This window comes from Rhodococcus erythropolis R138 (assembly GCF_000696675.2).
Taxonomy (GTDB): domain Bacteria; phylum Actinomycetota; class Actinomycetes; order Mycobacteriales; family Mycobacteriaceae; genus Rhodococcus_F; species Rhodococcus_F erythropolis.
Window position 1 is genome coordinate 1,157,742 of sequence record NZ_CP007255.1, and the last position, 14,487, is coordinate 1,172,228.

The 14,487-nt window shown below is 62.0% G+C and carries 13 protein-coding genes; 6 read left to right on the top strand and 7 right to left on the bottom strand.

All coding sequences use genetic code 11. From position 1 onward, the window contains the following. Window positions 1-66: 66 nt before the first annotated feature. Window positions 67-1,299 (top strand): PucR family transcriptional regulator, encoded by a 1,233-nt coding sequence (locus H351_RS05280; protein WP_019745802.1) that lies wholly within the window; start codon window positions 67-69, stop codon window positions 1,297-1,299. A gap of 4 nt (window positions 1,300-1,303) precedes the next feature. Here H351_RS05280 and H351_RS05285 read toward each other — a convergent pair whose 3' ends face one another. Then, on the bottom strand, window positions 1,304-1,651 hold the full coding sequence (locus H351_RS05285; RefSeq protein ID WP_019745801.1) for a hypothetical protein: 348 nt from the start codon (window positions 1,649-1,651) through the stop codon (window positions 1,304-1,306). Window positions 1,652-1,876: 225 nt separating this feature from the next. On the opposite strand from H351_RS05285, the gene H351_RS05290 reads away from it, so the two are divergent. After that, on the top strand, window positions 1,877-2,962 hold the full coding sequence (locus H351_RS05290; protein ID WP_019745800.1) for a TerC family protein: 1,086 nt from the start codon (window positions 1,877-1,879) through the stop codon (window positions 2,960-2,962). Between the two features lie 176 nt (window positions 2,963-3,138). Continuing rightward, window positions 3,139-4,068, top strand: coding sequence for an alpha/beta hydrolase (locus H351_RS05295; RefSeq protein WP_037119910.1), 930 nt, complete (start codon window positions 3,139-3,141; stop codon window positions 4,066-4,068). Here the strand turns inward: H351_RS05295 and H351_RS05300 are convergent. From H351_RS05300 to H351_RS05320, 5 genes are all read right to left on the bottom strand, one after another. Further along, a complete protein-coding gene (locus H351_RS05300) occupies window positions 4,051-4,722 on the bottom strand; it encodes a Dabb family protein (protein WP_029256534.1) in 672 nt (223 codons plus the stop codon). The two genes, H351_RS05295 and H351_RS05300, sit on opposite strands and share 18 nt — an antisense overlap. Beyond that, window positions 4,715-5,062: a hypothetical protein gene (locus H351_RS05305; protein ID WP_019745797.1), complete on the bottom strand. Its 348-nt coding sequence runs from the start codon at window positions 5,060-5,062 to the stop codon at window positions 4,715-4,717. The genes H351_RS05300 and H351_RS05305 overlap by 8 nt, the downstream gene beginning before the upstream one ends. A 45-nt stretch (window positions 5,063-5,107) precedes the next feature. Further along, complete coding sequence (locus H351_RS05310; RefSeq protein WP_020909510.1) at window positions 5,108-6,625, bottom strand: MFS transporter; 1,518 nt, start codon at window positions 6,623-6,625, stop codon at window positions 5,108-5,110. A gap of 132 nt (window positions 6,626-6,757) precedes the next feature. Continuing rightward, window positions 6,758-8,221 carry a benzaldehyde dehydrogenase gene (locus H351_RS05315; protein WP_029256533.1) on the bottom strand — a complete coding sequence of 488 codons (1,464 nt, stop codon included), beginning with the start codon at window positions 8,219-8,221 and terminating at the stop codon, window positions 6,758-6,760. Between the two features lie 92 nt (window positions 8,222-8,313). Next, window positions 8,314-9,204 (bottom strand): LysR family transcriptional regulator, encoded by an 891-nt coding sequence (locus H351_RS05320; RefSeq protein ID WP_019745794.1) that lies wholly within the window; start codon window positions 9,202-9,204, stop codon window positions 8,314-8,316. 123 nt (window positions 9,205-9,327) lie between these two features. Here H351_RS05320 and H351_RS05325 point away from each other — a divergent pair, with 123 nt between their 5' ends. From H351_RS05325 to H351_RS05335, 3 genes are all read left to right on the top strand, one after another. Beyond that, window positions 9,328-10,695, top strand: a complete 1,368-nt coding sequence (locus H351_RS05325) for an NAD(P)/FAD-dependent oxidoreductase (RefSeq protein ID WP_019745793.1) — start codon at window positions 9,328-9,330, stop codon at window positions 10,693-10,695. A 79-nt stretch (window positions 10,696-10,774) separates the two neighbouring features. Beyond that, the gene (locus tag H351_RS05330) at window positions 10,775-11,527 is read left to right on the top strand and encodes an IclR family transcriptional regulator (protein WP_029256531.1); all 753 of its coding nucleotides are present in this window, start codon (window positions 10,775-10,777) and stop codon (window positions 11,525-11,527) included. A gap of 99 nt (window positions 11,528-11,626) precedes the next feature. Continuing rightward, window positions 11,627-12,814, top strand: a complete 1,188-nt coding sequence (locus H351_RS05335) for a 4-hydroxybenzoate 3-monooxygenase (RefSeq protein WP_029256530.1) — start codon at window positions 11,627-11,629, stop codon at window positions 12,812-12,814. A gap of 341 nt (window positions 12,815-13,155) precedes the next feature. Here H351_RS05335 and H351_RS05340 read toward each other — a convergent pair whose 3' ends face one another. After that, window positions 13,156-14,478 (bottom strand): ClC family H(+)/Cl(-) exchange transporter, encoded by a 1,323-nt coding sequence (locus tag H351_RS05340; RefSeq protein ID WP_029256529.1) that lies wholly within the window; start codon window positions 14,476-14,478, stop codon window positions 13,156-13,158. Window positions 14,479-14,487: the final 9 nt, after the last annotated feature.

Genomic DNA, 14,487 nt, shown 5'->3' on the forward strand with positions numbered 1-14,487 from the left:
AGATAGGGCTTGTTGGCCGAACCAAGGCGATAGATTTATGACTAAGTCACAATTCGGGGAGGCGCCATGGAAACATCGGAGTTGGACGGCTGGATTGCGAATCTCGCACCCATCTATCTCCAGCCGGAGGTGATCGACGGTTTCGTCCAACGCATCGACGACGCCATTGCCGAGGCCAATCCCGAGGTAGCGGCTGATCGGGAGCTACGACGCGATGTGGATGCGAGCACCGCGGCGCAGCTCCGCGTCATCGTGGCGGCGATCGCGGGCGGTTCCCAGGAGGTCACGCCGCCGGCGGAGTCGGTTGCGCTTGCACTCACCGTCGCTCGGCGCGGTATGGATCTTCGGGTCCTGCTCAAGATCTACGGCGCCGGACGCCTCGCGATGCTGGGTTTCGTCGACGAGTCGATAGAGGCACTCCCGATCGGTCCGGAACTCAAACGCGCACTTCTCGTTCGAGTGTGGGGTTCGGCGATGAGATGGCTGGAAGTGACCACCGAATTGTTGGTCGCGACGTACGCGAAGGAACGGGAGAGCTTGGCGCGCGGCGCTTTTGCGCGTCGGTCCGAGACGGTGCACGCGATTGTCGCGGGCGAAGCCCTTCACTCCGACGAAGCGTCCCGGATCCTGGACTATCCGATGCGGCGCCACCACACGGCGTTTGTTCTCTGGACGGACGACACCGACCCGGCTGCAGACGTATTGGCGCGGTTGGACTCGTACGCCCGTACCTTTGTGGACGAGTCCAATGGCGAGCGTGTTCTGACTTTGCCTTCGGGCGCGCGTGAGCTGTGGTCGTGGGTCGCGCATTTCGACGGCCAGGAGTGGGCGTCACATGTTGATGCCCGGCATTCGGATCTTCGCGTTGCAGTGGGAGCGAGCGGTTACGGAATGGAAGGATTCGCTCGCAGTCATCGCGAGGCGCTCGCCGCGCAGCGCGTGGCGGTCCGTTCCGGGGGCTCGCCGGGTATCACCGTCTACGAGGATGTTCAGGTTCCCTGTCTGCTCACCGAAGATCTGGGCGAACTGCGTGAGTTGGTGGCTCGGGAACTGAAAGGCCTGGCCGGCGCGGACGGCGTCACGACGCGCATCCGTGACACCGTCCGGGTCTACTACGAGAACAACTGCACCGCGGCCGCTACTGCCGCAGCCCTCGGTCTGCACAAGAACACCGTGCGGTATCGACTCGATCAGGCCGAAAAGCTACTGGGTCGCAGCGTCGACCAGCGTCGCCTGCCGACGGAGTTGGCCCTCATCGCACTGGAGAGCTACGGAGCCACCATCGCGCCGGCGCCGTGATTCGCTACTGCATGTCATCGAGTCCGGGGAGCGAGTAGCCGGAGTTGTCATCCCAATCTGCGGGGGTGTCGTCGAGTGAAACGTCCCAGTCGGCGTCGGGCACCGCTCGCCGGAGTTCGGTCAGTGCCTTGAACCAGTAGACGAGTGACGGAATCACCTCGGTCGGATCGCTCGAGATCTTGGTCGAGCCGTTGAGCAGAGTGTTGGGGATATCCGACGGGTAGAGGTCCAGGACCTCGTAGTCGAACGGAAATTCGTCGTTGTGGACGGCGATGAGTCGGTCGACTTCGGCCTTCTCGTCGTCGGTCAGCGGTGTGGAGCGGACGGCGGAGTAGTACAACGAGGTGCTCATGTTTGCCAGGCTAGAACAAGTTGCCTTCCAACGGCGGTTTCGGATGCAACACCTTTGGATTGCATGATCTCGGCAACTTTAGATACAAAAGTCGTCGATATTTCGACAGGGATGGATAGAAGTCGGCAAGGAACACTGGAGAAGACGGCGAGACGGCCGTCCGAACCCAGTGAAGGAGCTCCCCGTGACCGCAGTCATCAGTGCCATTCGGGTAGGTGGTCAGCGATGAACGTTCCCATGTGGGCGTGGGCCGCGTTCGCCGCAGTCATCGTCGTCATGTTGCTCATCGACTTGCTCGCCCACCGCGGCGCGCATGTCATCGGCTTCAAGGAAGCGGCCTGGTGGAGTGCACTCTGGGTCGGTTTGTCTCTCGTGTTCGCGGTGGTTGTCACCCTGACCTTGGGGGTGAACTCGGGCGTCGAATTCACAACAGCCTGGCTGTTGGAGAAGAGCCTCTCGGTCGACAACCTCTTCGTGTTCGCCCTGATCTTCGGTTACTTCAAGGTGCCCCGTGAGTACCAGCACCGTGTGCTGTTCTTCGGTGTCATCGGCGCCCTGATCTTCCGCGGAATCTTCCTCGCTGCCGGCGTTGCCGTGGTCAGCAAGTTCACGGCCGTGCTGTTCGTCTTCGCCGCCATCCTGCTCTACAGCGCTTACAAGCTGCTCAAGGACGACGACGAGAGCTTCGATCCGGGTACGTCGCTGGCAGTTCGCCTGCTGCGCAAGATCATGCCGGTTCGCGAGGAATACGCGGGAACCAAGTTCTTCGTCAAGGAAGCCGGAAAGCGCGTCGCAACACCGCTGTTCGCCGTCGTCGTCGCCATCGAAGCCGCCGACCTCGTGTTCGCAGTCGACAGCGTCCCGGCAGTCCTGGCAGTGAGCGACGACCCGTTCATCGTGTACTCCAGTAACGCGTTTGCGATCCTGGGTCTGCGTGCCCTGTACTTCCTGCTCTCGGGTCTGCTCGAGAAGTTCCACTACCTCTCCAAGGGTCTGTCGATCATCCTCGCCTTCATCGGCGTGAAGCTGATCATGCAGGCCAGCCACAAGGTGATCAGCACGTCGATCCCCGAGATCCCCTCGCTGGTCAGCCTCGCGGTGATCATCGTGGTCTTGGCAGGCTCGATCATCCTGAGCCTCAAGAAACCGCTACCGCAAGAGCCTGAGGCCGAAGAGGTTGCGTCCGGTGATGCACCGGTCGACCTCGAGAAGACAGGCCCGAATGGGGGCGTCGAGTCTTCCGACATCGCGCTTGCTGCCGGCGAGCACGACGACGATGACGACAAGGTGGATGCTCGCAGTAGGAGCTGACGCCTGATCGGCTGAACCGAATCGAAAAGGGAGACCACACAACGAGGTGTGGTCTCCCTTTTCGTTTCTCACGACTTCTCGTAACCAAACAGACCACTGATCGGGAAGGTGTGTTCTCACTCGGCCGCGCGCGATCTACCTTGGCGGATGCCCGACGTCCGAGATCAGGAGTGCACATGACAATTCACGCGGAAGTCATCACCATGCTGGCCACGCTCAACGCCGCATTTCCGGATGTCACCAGCTTCGAGCCGTCGGAGTTACGTGCTCTGCTTCGGAATCGACGCGCCCCGTTGGAGCGGCTTCCCGATTTGCGTACGGTCGAAGATCTCGCAATCGAGGGCCCCGGTGGAGATCTGGCGATCCGTGTCTACCGCCCGCACACTTCCTCCGACGCCATACCGCTGGTCGTCTTCGCTCATGGCGGAGGCTTCGTGTTCTGTGACCTGGACAGTCATGACGAATTCTGCCGGTCCATGGCGGAAGGGGTTGGCGCCGTCGTCGTCTCCGTCGATTATCGTCTGGCCCCTGAGCACCCCGCGCCGGCAGCACACGACGACGTCTACGCCGCATTGGAGTGGGCGGTGAAACACGCGGCACAGTACGGCGCAGACCCGAGCAAGATAGTCCTTGCCGGCGACAGCGCGGGCGGCAATCTTGCTGCGACAGTTGCCATCGCCGCCCGCGATCGTGGGGGGCCGGCGGTTGCGGCGCAGGTTCTCATCTATCCGGTGATCGACGACGATTTCGACACCGAGTCCTACCGTCTCTACGGTACCGACCACTACAACACGACCACGGCCATGAAGTGGTACTGGGACCAATATGCTCCCGAACGCCGAGATGACGTGCGGGTGATACCCACTCGGACCGAGTCATTCGCCGATCTTCCAGCTGCTGTTGTCGTGACAGCCGAGCTGGATCCGCCGTGCTCGTCCGGTGACGAGTACGCGAAACTGCTTGCCTCGGCCGGCGTCCCCGTGCAGCATCATCGCTTCGACGGGTTGTTTCACGGGTTCCTCACTATTCCGTCATTGTCGCTCACAGAGCCGGCACGCCAGAAAGTTTGGGCGATGATCCGCGAGGTATCAGCCGCCGCTCGATAGGATCTCGTCGCCCAGTTCGCCGAAGGTATGGCAGATTCTTTCGCGCACAATGACTTCGGTGCATTCGGGATCGAACCATCGATCAACGACGCTCCAGTGGATCGGATGATCGAGGTATTGGGTCTGCAGTGATTCGAGGTCGGTGAACTCCTGCTCCCACACATGGGTCCACGGCGCTTCGTCACGTGCAGGTGTTGCGCCGGTCGCCGCACTCACCCGACTGAGTCGCCAGGCAGCGATCGAGGAGATATGCCCGGGCAGCTTCAGCAAGTCGCTTTCGAAGCGTTCGATTTCGTCCTCGGAGGTAGTGGGTTCAACGCGAATCAGCAACGCTCGATACACCCCGTTCGGGCCCGTGGCGCGCGAGCGACCCTCGGTTCCGGAAACGTACTCGGCGCCGTGAAAGCGTTCGATGGCATCGTGGTGAAGTTCGGCGTCGACGGAATCGCTAACGGCTCGCCACGCGGCTTCATTCGCGAACTGAAGATAAACGATCAGATCTCCGCCGTTGATGGCGCCGGGCAGAGTAGCGGTGACGAGATGGCGAACTGCGCCCGACGATTCTGCCACTGCCGCAATGGTGTTCACCGCATTCGCCCAGCCGTCCGAGTCCGTGCTGTCGGCAGCAAAAACAACCCTCGTGACGTTATACATCGGCCAGTGCCTCGACGTCGTCGGCAGCAGCCGCCATGGTGCGGCTACGTTCGCAGATGAGTGGTTCCATGGCATCCCACCACTGCCGAAGCGTGGTGTCGCCGCGACTCAGACGAGTCATGGCCCACCAACCGGAGGCTCCGTCGACGGTCCACGTGATAGTCACGACGTTCGGTTCGTACTCGGACCACAACGGCGGACTGACAAGTATGTTGTCGAGGGTCAGGCTGCGTCGCCGGGCGTTCGGCAGGTAGCCGGCACGCCATTCGTCGACGAACTTCTGCCCGCATCCGGGATTCGTGACGATCCGGTCGATCACGTAGAGAGTCTCACCTGCCATGTGCGCAGGCTACGTTCCGTCTAAGTCTCTGCGGTACTACCGATCTCACGCAGCGGGAGGTTGTTCGGAAGCGGAAGGGGAGTGCGCCGGTCGGAGCCCCAGCCACCCCACCAGTCCCACCAGAACGAAGGCAACGCCCGCGGTCGCGAACGTGACGGTGAAGGCAGATTCGCTTGGCATCGCCGGAACCCCTTCGGGGAGGTTCGCGATTGTCATCGACGCCAGAATCGTTGTCACTACTGCGCTGCCGATGGCGCTGCCGGTGGAACGTGAGATCGAGTTGATGCCGTTGGCGATGCCGCTCTGATGATGCGGGACGTTGGACATGATGATGGCGGGCATGGCTGCATAGCCGAGGCTCAGGGCGGCGCCGATCACCATGCCCGCACCGATGACCGACGCGGTGTGGGTGTGGTCGAACGCGAGCCACGCAAACGGCACCGCGCCCAGGATCGCAGTGAGTCCCAGAACGAATCGCGGCCCACGCAGCCTGATGAGACGACCGCCGATCGGGGCGGCGATCAGCGAAACTATCGCGCCAGGCAGCAGGAATTCGACCGACGCACGCAGAATGCTCGCGTCGAAGCCGTATCCAGTGAGATCGCGGGGAAGTTGTGCGAGATACGAGATCCCGAGGAAGTTCGCGAACATGCCGAAGCCCACCACGACGCCGGCAAGATTTGCCATCATCACCGGGCGGTGGACGAACATCCGCATGTCGACAAGCGGTTCGTCGACGATCTTCTCGATCCATACCCAGACTGCGAACATCACGATCGAGGCCACGAAAACACCGACGGTCAAGGGCGACAACCACCCCCATTGGTGGCCTTGAGAAATCGCCAGAAGAAGCAGAAGTAGTGCCGCGCCCAGACTCAGCGCACCGATGAGGTCCACGCGCCCACCGCTTTTGTGCGTGGTGGGCGGGACCAGCGTGGCGACGGCAATCAAGGCCAGCACTGCGAATCCGGTGGCCATCCAGAAGGCGTTGCGGTAGTCGGCATCCGGAGCCGATGTGAGCAGACCGGTGGCCACGAGGGCGAGTCCGCTGCCGAATGCGAGAGTTCCGCTGACCAGGGCCATGGCGCCGGGAAGCTTCTGTGGTCGTATCTCTTCGCGCAAGACCGAGAGTGCGAGAGGGAAGATCGCGGTGGCTGTTCCCTGGAGTACACGGCCGAGGATCAGCAGTGGCAGATTGTGTGCCAATGCCGCGACAATCGAACCGATCACCATGACGACGAGGACGCCGACCAAGGTGCGCTTCTTGCCGTGCTGATCGCCGTAGCGTCCCAGCAGGGGAGTGAAGACGGCAGCGGAAAGCAGGGTCGCCGTCGTCACCCAACTGACGCCGGCGGACGAGGCTCCGAGGTCGGACTGAATCCGTCCCAGGATCGGAACCGGCAGCGTCTGCATCATCGAGACGATCATCGCTGCCAGGCTCAAAGCGCCGATGATCACGGCCTCCCGGCGCGGCGATCTTGCTACGGACTGGTCCGGGGAATCGGTGGCAGTTGGCGTAGCGCTGGGGCTCGCGGCACTGCTCGTCGTAACTGTGTTCGTCAACGGGTCCTTCTCGGGAACAACAAGAGAAAATGCTTAATGTGGCGAAGTAATTTTCCCTGGATGGTAAGTCCGCGAGATCGATCCCGTCAATGCTGGTCAGCGACCGAGTGGGACATGCCCTGTGAATTCGTTCTAGAAGGGGTATACCGGGAGTGCACTTTGCGCCGTCACCCATTGTGTTTCCGTGAAGGCATCGAGGTTTGCACCGATACCGCCGACACGGCCGCCGTTACCCGAAGACGCCATGCCGCCGAACGGGATGACGGCTTCGTCGCCGACCGTCTGATCGTTGATGTGGACCAGGCCGGTGGGAATCTGTTGGGCGAGTTCGAGTCCGCGCATCGCGTCGGAGGTCAGAATGCCCAGCGACAACCCGTACTCGGAATCGTTGGCTATGGCGACGGCTTGTTCGACGGTGGCGAAGGAGGTCACCGGTGCGACCGGCCCGAAGACCTCGTCGGCGAAGGCAGGCGCGGTGAGTGGGGTGTCGGCCAGCACGGTGGGCCGGTAGAAGAGATCCTCGTAGGTGCCGCCGGCAGCCAGTTTTGCTCCGGCCGCGATGCTTCCGTTGACCAGAGAGTGGATGTGGTCGCGTTGTTTGGCGTCGATGATGGGTCCGAGTGCGACCTGACCGGTGAACGGGTCGCCTACCGGAAGCTTGTCGGCGTGTTCGGCAAGGAGTGCGGTGTAGTCGGCGGCGATACTTTCGTGGACCAGTTGGCGGCCGGTGGTCATGCAGATCTGTCCCTGGTGCATGAACGATCCGAAAGCGCCGACAGATGCGGCCTTTTCGAGGTCGACGTCATCCATGACGATCAGCGCATTGTTGCCGCCGAGTTCAAGATGAGCGCGCTTGAGATGGCGGCCCGCCAGTTCGCCGACCGCGCGTCCAGCTCGGGTCGACCCGGTGAATGCGATGACGCGAACGCTCGGATGAACCACGATTGCCTCACCGGCGTCAGCGCCGCCCGGCAGCATGCTGAACACTCCGGCGGGCAAGCCTGCTTCTTCGAAGATGCGAGCGAGAACCACACCGCCGCAGATCGCCGTGCGCGGGTCAGGCTTGAGAATCACCGAATTGCCCAGCGCCAGTGCGGGAGCGACTGCACGGATCGACAAAATGATGGGGAAGTTGAACGGCGCGATGACGCCGACGGTTCCGACGGGTACGCGACGAGAGAAGCTCAGCCGAGGTTGCTCCGAGCGCAGAACCTCTCCGACAGGGTGTGCGGCCAAAGCTGCTGCGTTGTAGCACTCTTCGGCAGCGGTATGGGTTTCCAGCCCGGCCTTGGCCGGGATGCTGCCGGCCTCGCGGATTACCCATTCGCCGATTTCGTCGGCGTACTGCTCGAACAGTTGACCGGCGCGGCGTAGAACGGCGGCTCGTTCGGTATATGGCCTTGCTGCCCAATCCTTCTGAGCTGCAGTAGCTTTTGTTGCAGCGGCTGCCACGTCGTCGGGTGTTGCCATGCCGACTGTCGTCAACTGCTTGCCGGTGGCCGGCTCGACGACAATACGATCGTCAGCGCTACCGCGAACCCATTCGCCGTCGAAGATCTTCGATTCCCACACAGGGTCGCTCAGCAAACGCGTCATGGCTGCTCCTCGGTAAAGGGATGCAACCGCGCGCCGCATCACATGGTTGCCCACCACGTTGCTCTGTGAGGGGGTCGATCGCCATCACACTTTCACTCAGTGAAAGACGGATTCATGGCGTCCTTGAGTGCTTGGATCAGATCGGCGAACTCGGCGGAGTGGGTAGCGCCGCTGCGGGTCACTCCCGAGACGGGAATTCGCAAGCGGCCGTGCGATTCTCGCATGAAGCTGATTCCGGCGCGTGGAGATTCGCCTGCGGTGATCGAATAGAGCAGGGTCCAGGCGCGCGGGTTGGTGATCACGTCCAGCGTGGCTGTGTGATCGCTCGGAATTGCGGGGCCCAGTTGGACGCGTCGATCGATCTCGCGGAATGCGTCCTCGACGACTTTGTGAATGAGCACCTGACTTTGGCGCGGCGGCAGGAGCAGGGGATATGCGGCCAGATCATTGAGGTCGACGCTTTGCTGGCCGGCTAGGGGGTGTCGGCTCGACATGACGACCAGCAGATCTTCGACGCCGAGGTCCAAGGGTTCGAGTCCGGGGCGGTCGACGCCGCCGCGAATCAGGGCGATGTCCGCGTCACCGGAGGCCACAGCATCCATGCGGTGGGCAAAGCTCTTGATGACGAACTCGACGTCCAGGTCCGGATGAAGTTCGCGCACGTGTGCGATGGCGTCCAGCGTCTGAGCGGCAAAGCTCATGTTTCCGGTGATTCGGATCCGGGCTCTCGGGTCTCGTGCGACGGAGTACGCCATCGTTTCGAGACTGAGGACTTGCTGCGCGATGGGCACCAGTCGCGATCCTGCCGGGGCCAGGCGAACCGCCCGGGTCGAGCGCTCGAAGAGTGTCGCCCCGAGCTCCTTCTCCAGTCGTGCGACCTGATGGCTGATCGCCGACTGCGAGATGAAGCAGCGTTCGGCAGCGCGACTGAAGCTCAGTTCCTCGCTCACGACGAGAAAGTACTTGAGTTGGCGGAAGTCCATGAGGACAGCTTACTTATGAGCAATCGAGATAACAGTCTTGCGAATACTCCAGCTAGCTGGACCCGACCCATGATCAGTCCATACCGTAATAGTCATACTTTCAATTTGGTTGAGGAGTTCGTTGTGGATAGAACAGCTGCGGGTCGCGCCGACATCGACGCGACTGGACACGAGAAGACTCAGGTTGTGATCGTCGGTTCGGGATTCGGAGCCCTCGCCGCGGCCAAGACCCTCGCGAAGTCCAAGACGCCGTTCGTTCTCATCTCCGCCACCACCGAGCACCTCTTCCAGCCGTTGCTCTACCAGGTGGCGACGGGTGTCCTGTCGGCCGGCGAAGTTGCTCCGCCCATCCGCACGATCCTGCAGAAGTACCCCAACGCCGACGTCCGCCTCGGCCGCGTCGTCGAGGTCAACGCCGAAGAGAACACCGTCGTCTACGAAGCCTCGGGCACCCGCCACACGCTCGGGTACCGCTCGCTCATCGCAGCCACCGGTGCCACGCAGGCGTACTTCGGTCATGACGAGTTCGAAAAGGTCACCTACAAGCTCAAGACAGTTGAGGACGCCGAGGTACTGCGTAAGCAGATCCTGCGTTGCTTCGAGGAAGCGCACACCACCAACGACGCGCTGGTTCGCCGTAACCTGCTGAGCTTCGTTGTCGTGGGTGCCGGCGCGACCGGCGTCGAGCTCGCCGGACAGATCAAGGAACTGGCGCGTCGCTACTTTGCGAAGGCCATCAACAACATCAGTGCCGACGAGGTCACGGTCACCATGGTCGAGGGCGCCGGCGTTGCGCTTCCGGCCTTCGGCGGCAAGCTCAGTGAGTACACGCAGGCCTCGCTCGAGAAGTCGGGTGTCGAGGTAGTCCTCAACACCATGGTCACCGCCATCGACGAGCATGGTGTCACCGTCTCTTCGGCAAAGACCAAGGAAGAGAAGCGCATCGACGCCGAGACCGTCATCTGGTCGGCCGGTGTACGCGCCAACGACTTCGCCGCAGTGCTCGGAGAGGCAACCGGTTGTGAGAGTGACCGCGCAGGTCGTCTGCTCATCAATCCGGACTTGACCGTCGGCGGGTTTGCCAACGTCTTTGCCATCGGCGACATGACTTCGCTGAACGGTCTGCCGGGTCAGTCGCCCGTTGCAATGCAGGGTGGCCGTCACGCCGCGAAGACTGTGAACGGAAAGGTCAAGGCCGGAACGCCTTTCAAGTACTTCGACAAGGGCAGCATGTCGATCATCAGCCGATTCAGCGCTGTATGTCGCGTCCGCAAGGTCGAGTTCAAGGGCACGATCGCCTGGTTCATGTGGCTGGCCGTGCACGTGATGTATCTGGTGGGCTTCCGCAACCGGTACGTCGCTGTGATGTCGTGGTTCGGTTCGTTCATCGGTCACCGTCGTCCGCACTTCCACTACGCGCAGGAACCGATGAAGATCGAGGCCGCGCCGCCGGTGACCGAACGCGAACCGGAATTGGCGCACTCCGCGTAGCTCCGCACCGCCTGAACACGTTTCGCCTGATGTCAGTCACAGTGGATTCTTAGTGGCACTGCCCTGTCACACTGTGTGAATGGCATCAGGCGACCGTTCGTTGATCGGCCGGGCATTTATCGTGCTCGGTGCCTTCGACGCGAAATCGCCGCGGTTGACGCAGTCGGAGATCAGTCGTCGCAGCGGTTTACCTCTGCCCACCGTTCATCGGCTGTGTGGGCAGTTGGTGGCTGAGGGCGCACTCGAGCGTCGGAGTGACGGCAAGTACCAGGTCGGAGTGCGGTTGTGGGAGATCGGCGCTCTTGCTCCCGGCGCTCACGGCCTGCGGCAGGTGGCGTTGCCGTTCCTCGAGGACCTGTACGAGGTCACCCGGGAGAATGTGCAGTTGGTCGTTCGTGAGGGTACCGAGGCTCTGTACCTCGAGCGCTTGTCCTCGCGTAGCGCTGTCACCGTTGTCGGTCGCGCCGGGGGAAGATTGCCGTTGCATGCGTCCAGCGGTGGACTGATTCTCCTCGCACACGGCGGAACCGAACTTCTCGACGACGTCCTCCATGCCGGTCTCGAGTCGTTCACTCCCAAAACCATTACGTCCGAGCGGATTTTGCGAGCAACTCTCGACGAGATCAGACGCACCGGATTTGTCGTCTGCCGTGAGTATCTGAACGTCGGAACCCTTGCCGTCGCCGCTCCGGTCCGCGAAGCCGGCGGCAATGTCGTCGCAGCGGTCTCGACAGTTGTTCCGGTGGAGCAGGATCCGGCTCCATTGCTGCCGGCCTTGGTCGCGGCCGCCCGTGGAATTTCACGCGGGCTTGGTGGCGGTGGACTTGGATAGCTCGTATTCGGTCTTTCACTGAGTGAAATTACAGCTGTTCAGGGGAGTGATCGTGGTCGATGGTGGTCTCAATCGTCACTTACCTCAGGAGTTCTCTGTATGTCTTCTTCGCGCACCCAGGTCGGAATCGTCGGTGGTGGTCCCGCCGGGTTGATGCTCTCGCATCTGTTGCATCTGAAGGGAATCGATTCGGTAGTCCTGGAATGTCGCACCCGTGAAGAGGTAGAAGGCACCATTCGTGCCGGCGTGCTCGAACAGAACACGGTTGATCTCATGGTCGAGACCGGACTCGGTGATCGACTGAAGCGGGAGGGCCTCGAACATCACGGAATCGAGCTGCGATTCGGCGGGCGAGGGCACCGAATTGCGTTCGACGAATTGACCGACGGGCGCGCCGTCACGGTGTATCCGCAGCACGAGGTGCTCAAGGATCTGATCGCGCGACGTCTCGCTGACGGCGGGGACATTCGGTTCGGAGTGTCCGACGCGAAAGTGCACGATCACGAGTCGGATCGCCCGAGCATCACTTTTGTCGACTCGGACGGAAACGACCAGAAGCTCGAGTGCGCCCTGGTGGCCGGTTGCGACGGATCACGTACGCAAACGCGAAAGCTGATTCCCGAACCGTCGATCCGAACGGATCATTTCCGCCAGTATCCCTTCGCGTGGTTCGGCATCCTGGCCGAGGCTCCGCCGTCATCGGAAGAATTGATCTACGCCAACCATGAGCGTGGGTTTGCACTGATCAGCACGCGGACGCCCGAGGTGCAGCGTCATTATCTTCAGGTCGATCCGGACGACTCCGTGGACAACTGGTCCGACGATAGAATCTGGGACGAGCTGCACATGCGCGTCGACGGCGAGGGCGCAGAGATCAAGGACGGCAGGATCTTTCAGAAATCGATCCTTCAGTTCCGCAGCTTCGTTTGTGAACCGATGCAGCACGGCAACCTGTTTCTTGCCGGCGATGCGGCGCACACCGTGCCGCCGACCGGTGCGAAGGGTATGAATCTCGCGATCGCCGACGTTTACGCTCTGGCGAAGGCAATGGACAGTTTCTTCACCGCGTCCGACCGAAAGATGTTGGACGGGTACACCGAAACGGTGCTGCCGCGTGTGTGGCGGACGCAGCACTTCTCGTGGTGGATGTCGTCGATGCTCCATCGCTTGCCGGACGACAGCGGTTTCGGGCATCGCCGTCAATTGGCCGAGTTGGACATGGTCACGCGTTCGGTCGCCGGACGAACGCTGATCGCCGAGAACTACGTCGGAACGCCCTTGATCTAGACAGCTGTCGCAGATTTGCGGTGCGTAATCAGTAGAGCGGGGTGCCTTGATGGTGTACCAGTTGCCATCCGATCGGGGGTGCGGCGCCACAGGGATGTGCGCCGCGCTCGACGCACGCCACGGAGTGAATCCCACTGTGTCAGGACGTATCCGTCGGCGATGATTCGACCGGTCAAGTTGTGAACTTCGATGCCGTCGCCGTCGATGGGTTCGTTTCGCAGTGATTCAACGGTCGACGGTAGGTCCCGGACGCTACCCGACGCACCTATCTCGGTGAAGACTTTGTGGGGTCATGAATGCTCCTCTGCCTACGCATTGGTCGGGCACGATGTCGATCGTGATCATCGCAGAGGTGGGTGTCGAGTTTCCAACATCCGTTCTCGGAGACTGTCGTAGATAGGTGCCGACCCTGCCGCGGTGGCGACGAATACCGCTGCCGCAGTGGCAGCGAGCATCGGAATTAGCGTCGACGTCACCGCTGTCATCTCGACCACGATCACGATGCCGGTGAACGGTGCGCGCACTACAGCGCCGAAGAAGGCAGCCATGCCGATGGTGGCCATGGTGACCGTGAGCCCGGCGTCCACTCCGGGCACGAAGCTCGACAGTCCGGTGAAGATCGACCCCCAGAGTGCGCCGAGTGCGAGTAGGGGAGCGAACAGTCCGCCGGGAGTTCCAGCGGCATACGAGAGCGGGCCAGTGAAGAACCGAACCGCCAAGTACAGCAGCAGGATCGGCAGTACGAAGGTCCTTCCGCCGACGATCATCTGTGCAAGAACGTCGCCGCCCCCACTGGCCAGCGGGTCGAGGAACAGCGTCAGGCCGATGGTGGCGCCGATCGTTGCGCCGATGACAGTCGGCGGGATCCTGTCGAGTCGTGCAACGGCGTCGAGTAGACCCAGAATCAAGCGGTTGTAGGCGATACCGAGTAGCCCCGTGAGGATTCCGAAGACGACAAACAGTGGCAAGAGTGCGAGTTGAGGCGTCGGGACGGTGCCGACCTCGAAATCGGGTTGGTCACCGATGACAAGTCGTGCACAGCCCACCGCGACCGAAACACCGAAAAGTGTTGGCAGCACGGTGCGCAGCCGAAATGAGTGCGTCACCTCCTCGCAGACGAACAGTGCCCCGGCGATCGGTGCGTTGAACGCGACGGCGAGTCCTGCTCCGGCCGTGGATGTTTGCAGCATGGCGACGTCCGGTTCGGCAAGGCGGGCCCGCCGTCCCGCTTCTGCCCCGATCGCCGCACCCATGTGTACGGTGGGGCCCTCGCGGCCGAGAACCAGGCCGGAGCCGATCGCCAAGAGGCCGCCGATGAATCTGGCAGGCACGAGATTGATTCCCGGCGGCTTCGCTTCGCCGCGGGACACCGCCTCGACGTGCTGGATGCCGCTTCCCTTTGCGAGGGGTACTCGTCTGACGATCAGTACGGCCAGCACGGTGCACAAGGCCACCAGGACGACGGGCACGAGCCACCCGACGTACGGAACGTGATGCGCCCAGTTCACGATCGTCCGACGGAGTTCGTCGGCCCTGATCAGACACCAGCGGAATGCACCGCCGACAAATCCGACCCCGACGCCCGCGACCGCAGCGAGTAGACACAGCAAACTCAGTCCGCGGTTGGAGTCACGCGGTTCGGTGCCGCCGTCGTCCTCGGTCATCGTGATCAG

Coding starts and splice junctions, on each gene's coding strand:
- H351_RS05285 (WP_019745801.1), bottom strand. CDS start 1,651: ATGAGCACCTCGTTGTACTACTCCGCCGTCCGCTCCACACCGCTGACC.
- H351_RS05330 (WP_029256531.1), top strand. CDS start 10,775: ATGGCATCAGGCGACCGTTCGTTGATCGGCCGGGCATTTATCGTGCTC.
- H351_RS05340 (WP_029256529.1), bottom strand. CDS start 14,478: ATGACCGAGGACGACGGCGGCACCGAACCGCGTGACTCCAACCGCGGA.
- H351_RS05335 (WP_029256530.1), top strand. CDS start 11,627: ATGTCTTCTTCGCGCACCCAGGTCGGAATCGTCGGTGGTGGTCCCGCC.
- H351_RS05280 (WP_019745802.1), top strand. CDS start 67: ATGGAAACATCGGAGTTGGACGGCTGGATTGCGAATCTCGCACCCATC.
- H351_RS05320 (WP_019745794.1), bottom strand. CDS start 9,204: ATGGACTTCCGCCAACTCAAGTACTTTCTCGTCGTGAGCGAGGAACTG.
- H351_RS05295 (WP_037119910.1), top strand. CDS start 3,139: ATGACAATTCACGCGGAAGTCATCACCATGCTGGCCACGCTCAACGCC.
- H351_RS05300 (WP_029256534.1), bottom strand. CDS start 4,722: ATGTATAACGTCACGAGGGTTGTTTTTGCTGCCGACAGCACGGACTCG.
- H351_RS05305 (WP_019745797.1), bottom strand. CDS start 5,062: ATGGCAGGTGAGACTCTCTACGTGATCGACCGGATCGTCACGAATCCC.
- H351_RS05290 (WP_019745800.1), top strand. CDS start 1,877: ATGAACGTTCCCATGTGGGCGTGGGCCGCGTTCGCCGCAGTCATCGTC.
- H351_RS05315 (WP_029256533.1), bottom strand. CDS start 8,221: ATGACGCGTTTGCTGAGCGACCCTGTGTGGGAATCGAAGATCTTCGAC.